The sequence below is a fragment of the Chryseobacterium luquanense genome, assembly GCF_026460945.1.
In the GTDB taxonomy this organism is placed as follows: domain Bacteria; phylum Bacteroidota; class Bacteroidia; order Flavobacteriales; family Weeksellaceae; genus Chryseobacterium; species Chryseobacterium luquanense.
Window position 1 is genome coordinate 22,811 of record NZ_JAOVZV010000007.1, and the last position, 17,171, is coordinate 39,981.

At 36.2% G+C, this 17,171-nt stretch carries 14 protein-coding genes; 9 read left to right on the forward strand and 5 right to left on the reverse strand.

The features are described from left to right. Positions 1 to 51: 51 nt before the first annotated feature. From OEA66_RS07625 to OEA66_RS07635, 3 genes are read left to right on the forward strand one after another with little or no spacing between them, the layout of a single operon-like run. Positions 52 to 1,404, forward strand: coding sequence for a TolC family protein (locus tag OEA66_RS07625; protein ID WP_267280805.1), 1,353 nt, complete (start codon positions 52 to 54; stop codon positions 1,402 to 1,404). Positions 1,405 to 1,409: 5 nt separating this feature from the next. Further along, the gene (locus tag OEA66_RS07630; RefSeq protein ID WP_267280806.1) at positions 1,410 to 2,471 is read left to right on the forward strand and encodes an efflux RND transporter periplasmic adaptor subunit; all 1,062 of its coding nucleotides are present in this window, start codon (positions 1,410 to 1,412) and stop codon (positions 2,469 to 2,471) included. A 6-nt stretch (positions 2,472 to 2,477) separates the two neighbouring features. Next, entirely contained in the window at positions 2,478 to 5,666 is a 3,189-nt protein-coding gene (locus OEA66_RS07635; RefSeq protein WP_267280807.1) for an efflux RND transporter permease subunit, read from the forward strand. Positions 5,667 to 6,321: 655 nt separating this feature from the next. Here OEA66_RS07635 and OEA66_RS07640 read toward each other — a convergent pair. After that, on the reverse strand, positions 6,322 to 6,918 hold the full coding sequence (locus OEA66_RS07640) for a T9SS type A sorting domain-containing protein (protein WP_267280808.1): 597 nt from the start codon (positions 6,916 to 6,918) through the stop codon (positions 6,322 to 6,324). A gap of 154 nt (positions 6,919 to 7,072) precedes the next feature. Between OEA66_RS07640 and OEA66_RS07645 the strand changes: the two genes are divergently transcribed. Continuing rightward, complete coding sequence (locus tag OEA66_RS07645; protein WP_267280809.1) at positions 7,073 to 7,945, forward strand: AraC family transcriptional regulator; 873 nt, start codon at positions 7,073 to 7,075, stop codon at positions 7,943 to 7,945. A gap of 312 nt (positions 7,946 to 8,257) precedes the next feature. Next, positions 8,258 to 9,058, forward strand: coding sequence for a Cof-type HAD-IIB family hydrolase (locus OEA66_RS07650; RefSeq protein WP_267280810.1), 801 nt, complete (start codon positions 8,258 to 8,260; stop codon positions 9,056 to 9,058). Between the two features lie 95 nt (positions 9,059 to 9,153). Here the strand turns inward: OEA66_RS07650 and OEA66_RS07655 are convergent, their stop codons facing one another. From OEA66_RS07655 to OEA66_RS07665, 3 genes are all read right to left on the reverse strand, one after another. Then, the gene (locus tag OEA66_RS07655; RefSeq protein WP_047444253.1) at positions 9,154 to 9,600 is read right to left on the reverse strand and encodes a KTSC domain-containing protein; all 447 of its coding nucleotides are present in this window, start codon (positions 9,598 to 9,600) and stop codon (positions 9,154 to 9,156) included. 286 nt (positions 9,601 to 9,886) lie between these two features. After that, the gene (locus tag OEA66_RS07660; protein WP_267280811.1) at positions 9,887 to 10,180 is read right to left on the reverse strand and encodes a hypothetical protein; all 294 of its coding nucleotides are present in this window, start codon (positions 10,178 to 10,180) and stop codon (positions 9,887 to 9,889) included. Between the two features lie 164 nt (positions 10,181 to 10,344). Next, entirely contained in the window at positions 10,345 to 10,761 is a 417-nt protein-coding gene (locus OEA66_RS07665; RefSeq protein WP_264750058.1) for a winged helix-turn-helix transcriptional regulator, read from the reverse strand. A 108-nt stretch (positions 10,762 to 10,869) separates the two neighbouring features. On the opposite strand from OEA66_RS07665, the gene OEA66_RS07670 reads away from it, so the two are divergent. The 4 genes from OEA66_RS07670 to OEA66_RS07685 all read left to right on the forward strand — a co-directional run bounded on the left by OEA66_RS07670 (position 10,870) and on the right by OEA66_RS07685 (position 14,789). Further along, positions 10,870 to 11,961, forward strand: a complete 1,092-nt coding sequence (locus OEA66_RS07670; protein ID WP_267280812.1) for an alkene reductase — start codon at positions 10,870 to 10,872, stop codon at positions 11,959 to 11,961. A gap of 123 nt (positions 11,962 to 12,084) precedes the next feature. Then, positions 12,085 to 12,789, forward strand: a complete 705-nt coding sequence (locus OEA66_RS07675; protein ID WP_267280813.1) for an SDR family oxidoreductase — start codon at positions 12,085 to 12,087, stop codon at positions 12,787 to 12,789. 223 nt (positions 12,790 to 13,012) lie between these two features. Beyond that, complete coding sequence (locus tag OEA66_RS07680) at positions 13,013 to 13,801, forward strand: SDR family oxidoreductase (RefSeq protein ID WP_267280814.1); 789 nt, start codon at positions 13,013 to 13,015, stop codon at positions 13,799 to 13,801. Further along, the gene (locus OEA66_RS07685) at positions 13,788 to 14,789 is read left to right on the forward strand and encodes an NADP-dependent oxidoreductase (RefSeq protein WP_267280815.1); all 1,002 of its coding nucleotides are present in this window, start codon (positions 13,788 to 13,790) and stop codon (positions 14,787 to 14,789) included. The genes OEA66_RS07680 and OEA66_RS07685 overlap by 14 nt, the downstream gene beginning before the upstream one ends. A gap of 51 nt (positions 14,790 to 14,840) precedes the next feature. Here OEA66_RS07685 and metE read toward each other — a convergent pair whose 3' ends face one another. Further along, complete coding sequence (gene metE, locus OEA66_RS07690) at positions 14,841 to 17,165, reverse strand: 5-methyltetrahydropteroyltriglutamate--homocysteine S-methyltransferase (protein ID WP_267280816.1); 2,325 nt, start codon at positions 17,163 to 17,165, stop codon at positions 14,841 to 14,843. Positions 17,166 to 17,171: the final 6 nt, after the last annotated feature.

Below are 17,171 nucleotides of genomic sequence, written 5' to 3' on the forward strand. Positions count from 1 at the left end.
GTCCTTTAGGAATAACATTATTACAACAAAAAATAAACGAAGTATAAAATTATGAACAGAAAACGTATAACTGCTAAAAAGCTCAAAATTGGAGTAGCTGCGGCATTTATGATGTTGGCCTCTTCATCAGCTTATGCGCAACAGCAGATTACTCTGCAGGAAGCCATTAAACAGGCGTTGCAAAATAAAGCTGAAGCCAAAAAAGCGGCTTTACAGATTAAAAAAGCGGAATACAAGATTGCTGAAGCCAGATCTGGCGCTTTGCCACAAATCGGTGCAACGGCAGGAGTTACTTACAATCCGGTAATTCAGGAGTCATTGCTTGAGTTTGGAGGTGAAAGAATCCGTGCTCAGCTGGGACAGGCTTGGCAATCACAAGCTGTGGTGACTTTAAATCAAACAATTTTTGATCAAAGAGTTTTTACAGGTCTTAAAGCAGCAAAATCAACAAGAGAATTTTATGTTTTAAATGCTCAGTTGACCAACGAACAATTAATTGAAAATGTAGCGACAGCATATTATCAGGTTTTTGTGCAGGAAGAAAATCTTAAAACTTTAAATGTAAGTTACACAAATACCGAAAAGGTAAGAAATGTAATTAAGAGTTTGGTAGATAATGGTTTAGCAAAAGGTATTGACTTAGATCGTACCAATGTACAGTTAACAAATATCAGTTCAAGCAGACAACAATTGGTAAATGCTGTTCAGCTTTCAAAGAATTCTTTGAAGTTCTACATGGGAATTCCGATTGATACTGAAATTGAGGTAGAAGAAAAAGCAATAGATCCACGACCTCAGCTTTTAGCGGAAATGGTAAATCTTGATAATCGCTCAGAAGTTAAAGTTTTACAGAAAAACAGAGAGCTTTTAGTATACAACAAAAAAGCAACGGAAGCGTATCTTTATCCTACAGTAGGATTACAGGCAAACTATGGTTGGGCAGGAATGGGTAAAAAATTCCCTCTCACAAACGGTTTGAATAACGGTGTTCTTTGGAGTGATTATTCAGCGATTGGTTTAAATATAAACATTCCGATTTTTACGGGTGGTTCTACAAAATCTAAAATTGCTCAGGCTGAAATCGATATTCAGGATTTAGATCAGGATATTCAGAATACACAGCTTCAGTTAAGTCTTGAATATAAAAATGCAGTTACCAATATTGAAAATTCATTAATCAATATTGAAAGCATGAAAAACAACGTAACGCTTGCCGAAAAAGTACAGAAAGACACTCAGTCAAATTATCAGTACGGTTTAGCAACACTGACGGAAGTTTTAGATTCTGAAAATGCTCTAACAGATGCAAAACAGAATTACACCACTGCATTATTAGACTACAAACAGGCTGAAATTAAATTAATAAAAGCTAAAGGAGAGCTTAATACTTTACAAAACCCATAATTGAAATGAAAAAAACTTTAATATACATCATCGTAGCCGCTGTACTTGTTGGTTTAGCCGCTTGGAAAATTTCCGACAATAAAAAGAAACAGGAAACAGAAGTAAAAGAAGTAGCAAAACAGGTTGATAAAATCAACGTGAATGTAATCACTGTTTCAAGAGAAAATATCGACACAGACTATTCAGCAAATGGAACTTTTATTCCAAAGCAGGAAATGCAGCAGTCTTCTGAAATTTCAGGACGTATTGTGAGCGTTTTGGTTAAAGTAGGTTCGAAAGTGGGAGCAGGACAAACTTTAGCAACTATCAAAAGAGATGCGATTGAGGTTGATGTTACTCAGGCTCAAAATAATTTACAGAATGCAATTGCAGATAACCAACGTTACGAAAATGCTTTCAAAACAGGAGGTGTTACAAAACAGCAATTGGATAACTCAAGACTTCAGCTTAAAAATATGCAGGCTGCAGTAAGAGCTCAAGGCGTTAAAATTAACGATACAAGCATCAGAGCTGGAATCAGCGGTACAATCAACAAAAAAATGGTTGAGCCGGGAATGGTTGTTGCTCCTGGAACAGCTTTATTTGAAATTGTAAATATCAATTCATTAAAACTTTCGGTTTTGGTTGACGAAAGCCAGATTGGAAGAATTCAATTAGGTCAGGAAGTGGCTATCAATGTAAACGTTTTACCTGACGATTCTTTCAGCGGAAGAATTACATTTATCGCACCCAAAAGTGATGCTTCTTTAAATTTCCCGGTAGAAATTGAAGTTCAGAACAGAGGAAACTTAAAAGCAGGTATGTATGCAACGGCTTTGTTTAAAACAAATAATGGAGCAGAAACTCAAAATATGTTAACAGTTCCTGCAGAAGCTTTCGTAAATGGAGTAAGTTCAGGGCAGTTATTTATTGTGAGCAATGGAACTGCTAAAATGATTAAAGTTCAAACCGGAAAAGTTTACGGTGATAAAGTTCAAATCTTAAGCGGATTGAATGGTGGTGAACAAGTCATTACAAGTGGACAAATCAACCTTGATAACGGTTCAAAAATCAATATCGTAAAGTAAGAGAAGATGAAGTTAGCAGAAATATCCATTAAAAGACCGTCCCTTGTCATCGTTTTATTTACGATTCTGACTTTGGGAGGTTTATTAAGTTACTCCATGATGGGGTATGAGTTGATTCCGAAGTTTGAAACCAACATGGTAACAATTTCTACCGTGTATCCTGGAGCTTCGCCTTCAGAAGTGGAAACTTCGGTTACGAGAAAGATTGAAGATGCCGTTGGTTCTTTGGAAAACGTAAAAAAAGTAGAATCTTCTTCTTACGAAAGTTTATCGGTTATCATGGTTCAGCTAAACACAGGAGCTGATGTAAACTATGCATTAAATGATGCTCAAAGAAAGGTAAACGCTATTTTAGCAGATCTTCCGGAGGATGCAGATCCACCATCATTACAGAAATTCTCATTAGATGATTTACCGATCATGACGTTGAGTATTTCCAGTGATAAATTGAATAATAAGGAACTTTATGATCTTTTAGATAAGAAAATTGAACCTATATTTTCCCGTGTAAATGGTGTTGCACAAGTTGATCTTGTTGGTGGACAGGAAAGAGAGATTCAGGTAAATTTAGATGAAAAGAAATTGCAGGGTTACGGTCTTTCAATCGGAGATGTACAGCAGGCAATACTTTCTTCAAACTTAGATTTCCCTACCGGAGCTTTGAAAACAAGAACTTCAAGATCTACCATCAGACTTTCTGGAAAGTATAGAGATGTCGCTGAAATGAATAGTCTTGTTGTTTCAAATAAAAACGGAGCTCAGGTTCGTTTATCTGATATAGCAACGGTTTTCGATACTCAAAAAGATATCGAGAAAGTAGCAAGATTTAACCAAAATTCTACCATTTTATTGCAGGTTAAAAAACAATCTGATGCCAATGCAGTATCGGTTTCAGAATTGGTTCAGAAAACAATTGGTGATGTTCAAAACAATTATAAAACTCAGGCGATTAAGATCAATATTGTAGATGATACAACAGACTTTACGCTTGAAGCAGCTGATCACGTAATTTTCGATTTATTCTTAGCGATTATTTTGGTGGCAGTGGTAATGTTATTATTCCTTCACAACATCAGAAATGCATTTATTGTAATGGTTTCTATTCCGATGTCCTTGATTGCAACGGTAATCGGAATGTATTTGATGGGATATACCTTAAACTTAATGAGCTTATTAGGACTTTCATTAGTAGTTGGTATTCTTGTGGATGATGCGATTGTGGTTCTAGAGAACGTTTACCGTCACATGGAGATGGGTAAAAGCAGAATTCGTGCAGCGTACGATGGTGCTTCAGAAATTGGGTTTACCGTAACGGCTATTACTTTGGTAATCGTGGTGGTATTCTTACCGATTGCAATGAGTTCAGGTCTTGTTGCTGATATCTTGGCGCAGTTCTGTGTAACGGTGGTAATTGCAACGATGTTCTCTTTATTGGCATCATTTACGATCATTCCGTGGTTGTCATCAAGATTTGGGAAGTTGGTACATTTAACGGGTAAAAATCCTTTCGAGAAATTTATCCTTTGGTTTGAAAAGCAATTGGATAAATTCACACATTGGATTACAGGAATTTTAGAGTGGGCCTTAAAATCAACTTTAAGAAGAGTAATGACTGTTATTGTTACATTTATTATCTTGATTTCTTCTTTCATGTTGGTTGCATTCGGATTCATCGGAGGTGAATTCTTCCCGAAAATGGATAGAGGTCAGTTTCTTGTTCAGATGGAATTACCAAAAGATGCTTCTGTAGAGAAAACCAACCAGATTACTTTAGCTGTTGAAAAATATTTGAGAGCAGATAAAGATGTAGTAGATATGATTACCACAGTTGGTCAGCAGTCATCAGGTTTTGGTGGAGCTCAGGCAACTTTGTATCAATCAGAAATTCAGGTAATTTTAGTTGATAAAGCTGAACGTAATGAAAGTACAGATATTAAATCTGCAAAAATAAAGAGAGCTTTAGAAGAAAAATTCACCGGAGTTGAATTTAAAACAGCACCAATCGGATTAATGGGAGCAGATAATGCGCCGATCGAAATGGTGGTAACTGCTCAAGATAATGCAACAGCAAATAAAGAAGCCAATAGAATTCTTGCTTTACTTAAAAAAGTTCCTGGTTCTGTGGATGCTGAATTATCAACCGACTCTGGAAGCCCGGAAGTTCAGGTGAATATCGACAGAGATAAAATGTCTTCTTTAGGCTTAAATCTTTCAAATGTTGGACAAACGATGCAGACTGCATTTAGTGGAAATACAGACGGAAAATTCAGAGCCGGAGAATATGAATATGATATCAACATCCGTTTTGGTGACGCAAACAGACAATCGATTGATGACGTTAGAAACTTAATGTTTACAAATCCTCAAGGTGAACAAGTAAGATTGAGCCAGTTTGCTGATGTGAAAATGGGTTCTGGACCAAGTTTATTGGAACGTAGAGACAAAGCACCTTCTGTAAAGGTAAAATCTAAAGTTGTAGGTCGTCCTGTAGGTGATGTTGCCAACGAATGGGCGGCTCAGTTTATGGATAACGAAAAAACAAAACCTGCCGGAGTAAGCTACATTTGGAGTGGTGATATGGAAAACCAAACTGAAGGTTTCGGTACGTTAGGAATTGCTTTATTAGCCGCTATCGTATTGGTTTATCTGGTAATGGTTTCGCTTTATGACTCATTCGTTTATCCGTTTGTTGTATTGTTCTCAATTCCATTGGCATTGATTGGAGTAATGGTCATTCTGGCAATTACCGGAAACTCATTAAATATCTTCACGATGTTGGGGATGATTATGTTGATTGGTTTGGTAGCGAAAAATGCGATTATGATTGTCGATTTTGCCAATATGAGAAAAGCAGCCGGAGCCAATACACATGACGCTTTGATTCAGGCAAACCACGCCCGTCTTCGTCCGATTTTGATGACAACGATTGCGATGATCTTCGGTATGATCCCGATTGCGATTGCAAAAGGAGCAGGAGCGGAGATGAACAACGGATTGGCTTGGGTAATTATCGGTGGTTTAACATCATCTTTATTCCTTACATTGATTATCGTACCGGTAGTTTACTCATTATTTGATTCTATCTTAAGAAGAATGGGTAAAGATGAAAAGCCGGATTATGATGCTGAAATGAAAGCAGATTATGAACACAAAGAACTAAGTGAAGACGGCTACACCCCGAAACACGTAGATTAATATAACAAACTCATTAACCTGAAAGCGCATCTATTTATTGGTGCGCTTTTTTATTTAAGTGATCTTGCTACATTTAATAAAATAAGAAATTTGACTGATTTTTATCGTCAATCGACAGCTGAGGTCCTCGAAGCAACGTTCTAAAAGTATTCCAATACGTTCCAAAGTACTCAGGATACATCTCTAACCCATTTGGTGGTTTCTTGAACCGTAAATTATATGTTTCACAACTCAATCTAGAGGTTCTGAGCCATAAATTATACGTTAACAACCAATGCTATCAGGTTATCCAACCCCAACCGATAGGTCTAGAACCGTTTCGGATATATCTTTAACTGCAACAGATATATAAAACAGATGAACGGAAGATTTTACAACCTCAACAGATATATTAATAACCTCTCCGGGTCTGTAAATAACCTAAAAGCATTGGTTTAAATATTAAAAATTCTTTGTGATTTTTGCTAAGTGAAATCGAAGATTCGACGGAGCCAAATGCCTTCGTAAACTTAAAAACGTTGAGTAGTAAAAAGAAATTTTTGTGGACTTGAGTTAAAAAGTAAAGAAAAAAGTCAGATTCTTCTGAGAATTTCAGAAAAACCTAACTTTAAGAACAAACTATATAAAAATTCTTTTGCCAGTTTGAAGTAAGAAATTATCTCACACTGACTATTTTATTAAAAACTTTACCGTTTTCTTCAACAGTGATAATGTATTGATCGGCTGTTTTTTTACTTAAATCAAAAGTAAGTTCAACTTCACCATTTAATGCTTTTTTTGTCGCGTTGTAGTAAAGCGTATCTTGAAAATCGGTTACTGAAATCTTAGCTGCGTTTTTTACACCCGATAGATGTACTTTAACCCTATTACCATTCACCAAAAATTCAGGCTTGAATACTTCAGAAACAGGTTCGTTTTCAATCAAAACTTTTTTATCAGAATCTACTTTGATTTTATATTTCTCAATTTTCTGCGGAGATTCAATTACTAAATAATAAATTCCTGAATCTAAATTTTTAAAATTGTATGATTTCGCAATATTTTTATCTGAATTTAATTCTTCAGAAAGTAATTCGCCATACACATCGCTGTAAATAGCAACTGAGACATCTTTGGCGTTCAACAACTCAAAATTGACCGTTTCTGCTTCAGTTTTTCCAAATGAAAGAGAAAAGTCTTTGTCTTTACTCATCGCACTCATTGAAATAGATAAGAAACCGATCACTAAAACTGAGGTAAATACTTTTTTCATAACATTAATTTTTTCATTTGTTAATACTGCAAAATTAGAGCATACCTTAACGCAGTTCTACTGCTTAATTTTCTAATATATATGCTATTTTAACCTTTAAATTAATTATTTAAATATTAATTGTTAATTTTGTATATGAATTAGTGATTGTGATATGAAGCATTCTCATCCCGCCTTCGAAGCTGTGAAACCTAATCTGGGAAGCAGTTTCACGAGTTTAAAGTTTTTGAAAAACGAAAATAACAAGTCGCATGTTTGGCACTATCATCCTGAAATTGAGTTAATTTTCGTTTGTGGAGGTTCCGGTAAGCGGCAGATTGGTAGTAATATTTCTTATTTTTCGGATGGAGATTTGGTTTTAATGGGAACCAACCTCCCTCATTGTGGAATGACCAATGAGAATACCAATAATGATTATGAAATGGTGATTCAGTTTAAACCTGATTTTTTGGGTGAAGAAATATGGGATTTGCCTGAAATGCAGAAAATTACCAATCTGCTGGAAAAGGCAAAAGCAGGAATTGTATTTTCAGAAAACATCAAAAAAGAAATTGGTCTGAAAATCACAGAAATGCATGAATCTTCTTCTTTGGATAAACTGATGAAATTTCTTAAAATTTTAGAAGAACTCTCCTCAACTCAGGAATACAGGATTTTAAATGCCGGAAAATATTATCTTCAGACTCAGGTAGAAGATAATGAGCGAATTAATCATATCTTTAATTATGTGAAAGATCATTTTAAAGAACAGATCACTTTGGATCAGATTTCTGATTTGGCAAGCATGAAAGTGCCATCGTTTTGCCGTTATTTTAAGAAAATCACCAATAAAACATTCACGCAGTTCGTGAACGAATATAGAATTACCCATTCTTTAAAACTGCTGGCTGAAAAACCATTAAGTATTACGGAGGTTTGTTTTGAATCGGGTTTTAATAATTTCAGTTATTTCAATAAAACATTTAAAGAATATACCGGGAAAAGCCCTTCCCAATACAGAAAAGAATTTAATTATTTGATTGAATAAGTTTTATAATTATAAGATTAAATATTTTTGAACCATTAAAAAAATTTTAGATTTTAAGCTTAATTAACTTAATGAAAATCAATTAATTGATTTCTTAAAAATATGAGCAGTCTTAATAAAAATCTTAATGTTAAAAGAAATAAACAAAGTTTATTTTAAATTAAGAGAGTTAAGTTTTGTCAAAGTTCATTTCTGTTTTAACAAAACGTAAAATAAAACTAACTATTTATAACAGAAACTAAATCAACGTTTAAGATTTTAACCTCTATATTTGTACAAGGTTTAACAAAAAGAAGAAGAAAAAAGAATTTTATGATGGATATAAAGCTGATTGTAACCGATATGGACGGAACTTTCCTGAACTCAAAATACGAGGTAAGTCCGGATTTTCCAAAGGTGTATGAAGAACTGAAAAAAAGGGATATTCTTTTTGTTCCTGCGAGTGGAAGACAGATGTCTGGAATCACAAAATATTTTGGCGATATTGAAAATGAAATAGGTTTTATCGCTGAAAACGGAGGGTATGTAGTTTATAAAAATGAAGAAGTTTTTGCGGATAAACTGAGTCAAAAATCCATTGCAGATATTATTCGTACGGTGAGGGAAATTCCTGACGCGAGAGCTGTTTTAAGTGCAAGGGAGAGTTCATACTACGAAAGTACAGACCAAAATTTTGTAGATTACTTCTCACAATATTATATTGAAAATCAGAAAAAGGAAGACCTTACGCAGGAAGTTGATGATTCTGTTTTTAAAATTGCTGTTTATCATCCTGTGAGCGCAGAAGAATTTTTGTATCCCGCACTGAAAAAGTTTGAAGATGAAGATTTAGTCGTTGTAGTTTCAGGTAAATATTGGTTGGATATTATGAATAAACACACCAACAAAGGAAATGCAATTGAGAAACTTCAGAAATCTTTAAATATTCTTCCTGAACAAACGATGGCTTTCGGTGATTATCTGAATGATATTGAAATGCTGAAAAATGCTCATTATTCCTACGCTATGAAAAATGCACATCCATCGGTAAAGGAAGCAGCAAAATATGAAGCTTGTTCCAATGATAGTTTTGGAGTTTTGGAAACGATAAAAACCTATCTCAACGGAAATTAAATTTCCACCATATAACAAGCAAAAACCGTATTCTCAGAATACGGTTTTATATTTTAAACTGCTGTTACAGCAAATTTGTATTTTCAAAACGGAAATTAATCAGCCATCACTTCACCAGACTTTCTGTAGATAAAATTTCCATAGATATGTCTTCTTGCAAAACGGCTTGGTGAATCAGCGTTCACCATTTTGATGTACGTATTTCTCGGAACTCCAATGTATTCAAACATTTTACCATTCAAATGCTGAACTTTCAAGATTGATTTTTCAAGATAAAAATCAGTGATAATAGAAGTAGTAATCGTTTCTGTGTATTCTTCTTTATATTTTTCCTGAGTTTCAGGGTTGATGCTTACCAAAAAGTGATAGGCTTCAATCACAGATTTACTTTTTTCTTCCGCTTCCAGTTTCCCTTCTTCATTATTCACAAATTTATCAGGATGCGTATCTTTCATCACATTTCTGTAAACTGTTTTTAAATCTTTCAAAGTAGCGGTATTGTCTACCTCAAGAAGTTTTCTGTAATCACCTATTTTTTTCATAACGTACAATCCTTATTTCGGGGTGCAAAATTAGTCTTTTTAATTTTAAAAACCGTAAGTTTTTGATTATTAATTTATTTGAGTGAAAATTAATTTTAAATTATTTAGTTATAGCAAGATCTTGAATTAAAGAAAACTCAGAACTGGTTGCAGTTTTATAAGATTACTATCACTAATTTTAGTCACAAAAATTTGAGCTCATAAAATTCTATTGGTAATATGCAGAACTCTTCTTTTAATGATTAATTTGAATAATATGTATGAGCTTATAATTTACTTAAGTCCGTTAAATAAATGCAGCTCCAGTCGCCCAATCAATCATGCTGATAATTTTATAAATTTTCTCAGGACATTTTTCACATATTGTCATGAATCTCAAATCCTTTTCCTTAATTAAAGTATCAAAAGTTCTAAGTTTTGTATTACAAACTGTACAATTTCCACTTTCATAGTTAATATTAATTGCTTTCAGTTTATGGATTTCATTAGTTAAATCACTTACTAACTCAGTAATAACCGTAAAATTTTCTTTAAAATGTACTTCTGAAAATTCTATCAATAACAAGCCTTCAAGTTCCATTTCCTAAAAAGTGAGTTGTCGATCGTCAAATGTTGTTACGATGTATTTTCTACAAAAATTTCTAATTCTATCTGTAAACGCTGACGCTTTAAAAATAAATTCAGAATTAGAATGGTTTATATCAATCATTTATTGTGATTTACAGTTAACAATACTCAATTAATTCACAAAACCTCCCTCATCATCTCCCCAATTTTCTCCTCAATAAAACCAACCTTATCCTTCTTCACCGCAGTCAGAATCATCTTCTGACTTTCAGGAATCTCAGAATATTTTTCTGCCCACAAATTAATTTCTATCAGCAAAGGAAGCAGATTAATGCCTTTTTCGGTCAGCTTATATAATACTTTTGCCTTACTGTCTGGGTGATCCTGCTTACTGATAATTCCGTTTTCCTCAAGCATTAAAAGACGTGAAGCGAGAATATTAGTCGCTATTTTCTCGTCAGATTTTAGAAATTCTCCGTACGTACTCTGTTTTTTAAACATCAGATCTCTCACAATGAGCAATGACCATTTGTCTCCCCACACGTCTAATGAGCTGCTGATGGGGCAATCTGATCTCTTTTTTGAACTCGGCATAAAATTATTTTTAAATAATTAAATAAAAACACTTGCGTTTTGAAAGTAATGTTATAGATTTGTACTTGCAAAACGCAAGCAAATTTACCGAATTAAATTTAAAATACAATGGAAAACATTCTTTTTGATGCTTACAAGAGTAAAAACTTAGATCTGAAAAACCGTATCGTGATGGCTCCAATGACCAGAAGCCGTTCTGATAATCCAGAAAATAAAGCAACCGAACTTACAGCAAAGTACTACCAACAGAGAGCTTCCGCTGGTTTGATTATTACAGAGGGTACATTCATCAGTCCGGAAGCAGTTGGTGTCATCAATGTTCCCGCAATATACAGTTCAGCACAAATCGAAGGCTGGAAACTGAGTACAGAAACAGTTCATCAGGAAGGAGGGAAAATTTTTGCACAGCTTTGGCACACGGGCGCATACTCTCATCCCGATTTGCACAACGGTCAGAAGCCTTTGGCTCCGTCAAACGTCAATCCTCAGCAACAGATTTTTACGGCTACAGGTTTTCAGACGAGCGAAGAGCCTCAACCAATGACTACTGCAGATATCAAACAGACCGTGAATGATTTCAAGCAGGCTGCAGTCAATGCTTTTGAAGCCGGTTTTGATGGAGTAGAGCTTCATGGGGCGAATGGCTATCTTCTTCAGCAGTTTTTCAGCAAAAATTCCAATCTCCGCACCGATGAATATGGTGGTTCGGTAGAAAACAGAGCGAGAATTCTTTTCGAAATTCTCGATGCCATCAAAGAAGTTGCAGATTTAAATAAGGTTGGACTACGTTTAAATCCTTCGCTTAACGGAATTATGGGAATCTTAGTCGATGACGAAACGATTGAACTTTACAATTACATCGTCAACCGCCTCAACGGTTACGATTTGGCATATTTACATTTGATAGAGCCTTTTACAGACGTTTCAGGAAATTCAAATGCTATTCAGGAAGTCGCAAAACATTTCCGGAAAATCTACAACGGAACCATCATTATTAACAGAGGCTTCAACAAAGAAACTGCCACAAAAGCGTTACAGGATGGCGATGCAGATTTGGTTTCTTTCGGAACTCCGTTTATAGCCAATCCCGATCTGGTAGAGCGTTTCAAGACCGATGCGCGACTCAATCAACCGGATCAGGCGACTTTTTATACGCCGGGTGAAAAAGGCTACACCGATTATCCGACTCTGAACAGTTAAAATAATTTGGGCGAACGGCCGGGCTTTCCGCTGTATCTTTTGTTTCACAAAAGGATGCCGCTGCAATCCCTGTCGCAAACCCTACCATAACCACAATACACAACATTTAAACAAAACAAAAAAATGAAAACAACAGGAAATACAGTATTCATCAGCGGCGGAAGTGCCGGAATCGGTTTAGCCATCGCAAAAAAACTGAGTGCGGAAGGCAACAGAATAATCATCAACGGAAGAAATGAAGAACGTCTTCGGAATGCCTTACAACAATTGGATAATGCGGTAGCAATTCAGGGCGATCTTTCTATTGAGGCAGACAGATTAAGAATCGCAGAAGATTTAAAAAACAATCATCCCGAAGTCAATATCATCATCAATAATGCAGGAGCAGCGTTTACTTATTTGCTGAACGAAACCCAAAACGCACACGAAAAAGCAGCGATCGAAATGAACACCAATTATTTCAGCGTGATTCACTTTACAGAACTATTACTTCCTCATCTGCTTCAGAAAACAGATTCAGCGGTAGTCAATATTTCTTCGATTGCAGTTTTTGGAAGTCACAAAATGTTGCCGACCTACGGTGCGACGAAAGCAGCATTGCACAGCTACACCCAGGCTCTGAGACAGACTTATGAAGACCGGGAAAATATTCAGATTTACGAGGTCTATCCACCCTTAGTTAATACAGAATTTTCGGCAGAAATCGGTGGAGCCAACGGAATTCCGGCCTCGGAAGTTGCCGATGAGTTCTTTTTGGCACTGGAAAAAAATCAGTTTGATGTTCCTGTAGGTGATACCAAACAGTTTTTCGCAAAAGAATTAGCTTAATCTACTGAGAAAAATTCTTTTTTGGATATTCAATAACTTAAAAGATGCTAAAACAGTTAAATTTTCAAAACATTTTTCTATTCGCAACTCTAAAGGGCTGAAACGCTCTGAAAATTTCATCGAAATTACACCCTTTAGGGACGGGGGAAAATAATTTTGATGAAATTTTTAGATACAATTTAAGTTTACTGACGGATTACGTGCACTTTAAAAACATTCAAATATGGAATTAAAAGGAAAAACAATTTTAATCACTGGCGGAGCTTCCGGCATTGGTCTGGAAGCAGCAAAACAGTTTTCAGAAATCGGAGCTAAAGTCATCATCACAGGCCGGAATCAGCAGAGATTAGATTTGGCTAAAAGACAGTATCCCAATCTTACGGTGATCAAAAGTGATGTTTCGGTGGCACAAGATGCGAGTGTGCTTTTTGAGAAAGTTTCTCAACTTGGCGGTATTGATATTCTGTATAACAATGCTGGAGTGGGATCTGCTCCGATCAACTTAGGTGTTCCCAACGAAAAGCATCTGGAAAACGCTGCTTACGAAATGGAAATTAATTATTTGGGCGTCATCCGGCTGAATAATATTTTCCTGAACATGCTTCAGTCCAGAAAACAAGCAGCGATTATTAACACGACTTCGATTCTAAGTTATGTTCCGTCATTGGTTGAAGCAACCTATTCAGCATCCAAAACCGCTTTGGCGTTTTATACAAAATCACTCAGAGAGCATCTGCGAATAAACAAGAGCAAAGTAAAAATATTTGAATTGCTTCCTCCGGTCGTTGATACAGAAATGACTGCGACCAGAAAAGATAAAAAAATCACAACTGAAGAATTGGTAAAAGGTTTGATCAATGGATTAAAAAAAGATCAGTTTACCATCAGAATTGGTGATGCGAAGTTGGTGTATTATCTGAACCGATTTTTCCCTAAATTAACGTTCGGGTTGGTCAATCCAAAAAATCAGGAACAAATTTTAAAACAAAACTCAAAACATGAAAGCATTTAGTATCAGCCATTACAAAAAAAACAGTGACCTGCAATTGGTGGATGTTCCCAAACCGGTATTAAAAGAAAATGAAGTGCTGGTGGAGATTCACGCTGCCAGTGTCAATCTTTTAGACTCAAAATTAAAAAGTGGTGAGTTCAAATTAATTGTGCCCTACAAATTACCGTTGATCCTCGGTCACGATGTGGCAGGCATTGTAGTAAAAGTCGGCTCAGAAGTGAAAAGCTTTAATGTGGGTGATGAAATTTATGCCAGACCTGCAGATTTTCACATCGGAACTTTTGCGGAATTTATTTCGATTGATGAAAAAGATGTTGCCTTAAAACCAAAAAACCTGACGATGGAGGAGGCAGCTTCCATCCCGTTGGTTGGGTTGACGGCTTGGCAAGCTTTGGTTGAAAGAGCCAATATTCAGAAAGGTCAGAAAGTCTTTATACAGGCCGGATCGGGTGGAGTGGGAACCTTCGCCATTCAGCTGGCAAAAGATTTGGGTGCGACGGTAGCAACCACAGCCAGTGAAAAAAGTTTTGAGTTTTTAAAAGATCTTGGTGCTGATGTTCTGATTGATTATAAAAAACAGAATTTCGAAGATATGTTGAGCGGTTACGATATGGTCTTGAACAGTCAGGATCCTAAAACGCTTGAGAAATCGTTAGAAGTTGTAAAACCCGGCGGTAAAATAATTTCCATTTCCGGTCCGCCAACGCCTGTGTTTGCAAAAGAATTCAACCTTCCATGGTATGTGAAATTTGCTATAAAACTGATGAGCAGTAAAATCAGAAAAATTGCAGAGAAAAAAAATGTGAATTATTCTTTTCTCTTTATGAAAGCTAATCGAAAACAGTTGGCAGAAATTACAAAATTGATAGAAGCGGGAAAAATAAGATCTGTCATCGATAAAGTATTTCCGTTCGAAAATACCAACGAAGCTGTAAAATACGTAGAAAGTGGCCGTGCAAAAGGAAAAGTGGTGATTAAGATGAAATAATCTTTTATAGAATAAAAAAGGCAGGAGTTTCAAAACTCCCGCTTTAATAATTTACTGAACTAAATTTCTTTCTTTTTCAAAAGTTTCAGATGCTTCCCTTGAAGCCTCTACCATCGCAATCAGCGCCTTTTCCGTTTCATCCCAATGACGGGTTTTCAAACCACAGTCAGGATTTACCCAAAGTTGCTGTGCAGGAATCACGGCTTGTGCTTTTTTCAGCAATTCCACCATTTCCTCTTTTGACGGAACTCTCGGCGAGTGAATATCGTAAACTCCCGGGCCAATCTCATTCGGATATTTAAAATCTGCAAAAGCATTCAGCAGTTCCATCTGACTTCTGGAGCATTCAATGGTAATGACATCGGCATCCATATCGGCGATATTCTGGATGATATCATTGAATTCTGAATAACACATGTGCGTATGAATCTGCGTTGCATCTTCCACGCCGCTTGCCGAAATTCTGAAAGCTTCAACCGCCCATTTCAGATAATTCTGCCAATCTGAAGTTCTCAACGGAAGACCTTCACGAATCGCAGGTTCATCAATCTGAATAATTCTGATTCCTGCTTTTTCCAAATCATTCACTTCATCACGAATCGCCAAAGCAATCTGTTTACAGGTTAAAGAACGCGGCTGGTCGTCACGCACAAATGACCACTGAAGAATCGTTACAGGTCCGGTCAACATTCCTTTTACCCATTTTTGAGTTAAAGACTGAGCGTATTCAGACCAGTAAACCGTCATCGGATTGGGTCTGTGAACATCTCCTAAAATTACAGGAGGTTTTACGCAACGGCTTCCGTAGCTCTGAACCCAGCCGTTTTGGGTAAAGGCAAATCCGGCCAGCTGTTCGCCGAAATATTCCACCATATCGTTTCGCTCAAACTCTCCGTGAACCAACACATCGATCCCGATTTCTTCCTGCCAACGGATGGTTCTTTCTGTCTCCTGTTTCAGTAAAGTATCGTACTGTTCGGCATCTAATTCTCCTTTTTTAAATTTTGAACGCCAGGTTCTCACTTCTTTTGTCTGCGGAAAAGAACCAATCGTTGTCGTTGGAAATAATGGAAGCTTCAATACTTTCTGCTGAGTTTCTTTTCTTACATTGAAGGGAGAATTTCTTTGTGCATTTTCCTCTGTCGTCACATCTACACGGTTTTTCACGTCCTGATTGTGAATTAGTGAAGATTTTTTACGGTTTTCAATCGCCTTCTTATTTTCAGCTAATTCCTGTAAAGTATTGTAATCCGGATTTTCTGATGCTAATTTTTTCAGGTTTACAATTTCATAAACTTTCTGTTTTGCGAAAGCCATCCACTGTTTAATCTCGGGAGAAAGAATCTCTTCGTTTTTCTCTGAATCCAAATCGAAAGGAGAGTGCAGCAATGAGCACGAAGGTGCAATGAAAACTCTGTCCGAACCGATTTTCTCAACTGCTTTTTTAATGAAATGCAAAGACTGTGTGAAATCATTTTTCCAGATATTTCTTCCGTCAACGATTCCCAGCGAAAGACTTAAAGTATTTGGAATTGAATTTAAAACTTCATCCAACTGTTCAGGCGAACGGACCAAATCAATATGCAGAACATCGATCGGCAGGGAAGTCGCTAATGAAAGATTGTCTTTTAAACCTTCAAAGTAAGTTGCCACGATAAATTTTAGATTTGGGAACTGTTTTCTGATTTCAGCATAGATGAACTTATAGGTTTCCTTTGCTTTTTCATTTAAATCTAAAGCTAAAAATGGCTCGTCAAACTGAATATATTCCGCACCGTGATTTTCAAGTTCTTTTAAAATCTGAATATAAACCGGCAGTAAATTCTGTGCTAAATCTAATTTATCAAAACCTTCTTCTTTTTCTTTACCCAATAATAAATACGTCAGTAAACCGGTGATTACGGGCTTTGCATTGATTCCAGCCTGTCTGGCACTGATGAATTCCTGAATAATTTTGTTGGAGAATAATTTGAACTCCTGATTTTTCTGAAACTCGGGGACGATGTAGTGATAATTGGTGTCAAACCATTTGGTCATTTCCATTGCCGTAATATCCAAACCTTCTTTCTGAAAGCCTCTTGCCATCGCAAAATACAGATCAGTTTCAGATTTTTTGAAAGCAATTTCCTGATAACGCTCCGGAATCGCTCCAACTGTAAGAGTCATATCCAAAACCTGATCGTAATACGAAAAATCGTTGCAGGGAATCCAGTCTATTCCTGCTTCCTGCTGTAATTTCCAGTTGTTTTGAGTAATGGTTTTTCCGACTTCCAGTAATTCGTCCAAAACAATTTTGCCCGACCAATACTGCTCGCAGGCTTTTTTGAGTTCTCTGTTGCTACCAATACGCGGATAGCCAAGAATGTGTGTTTGCATTTTCTT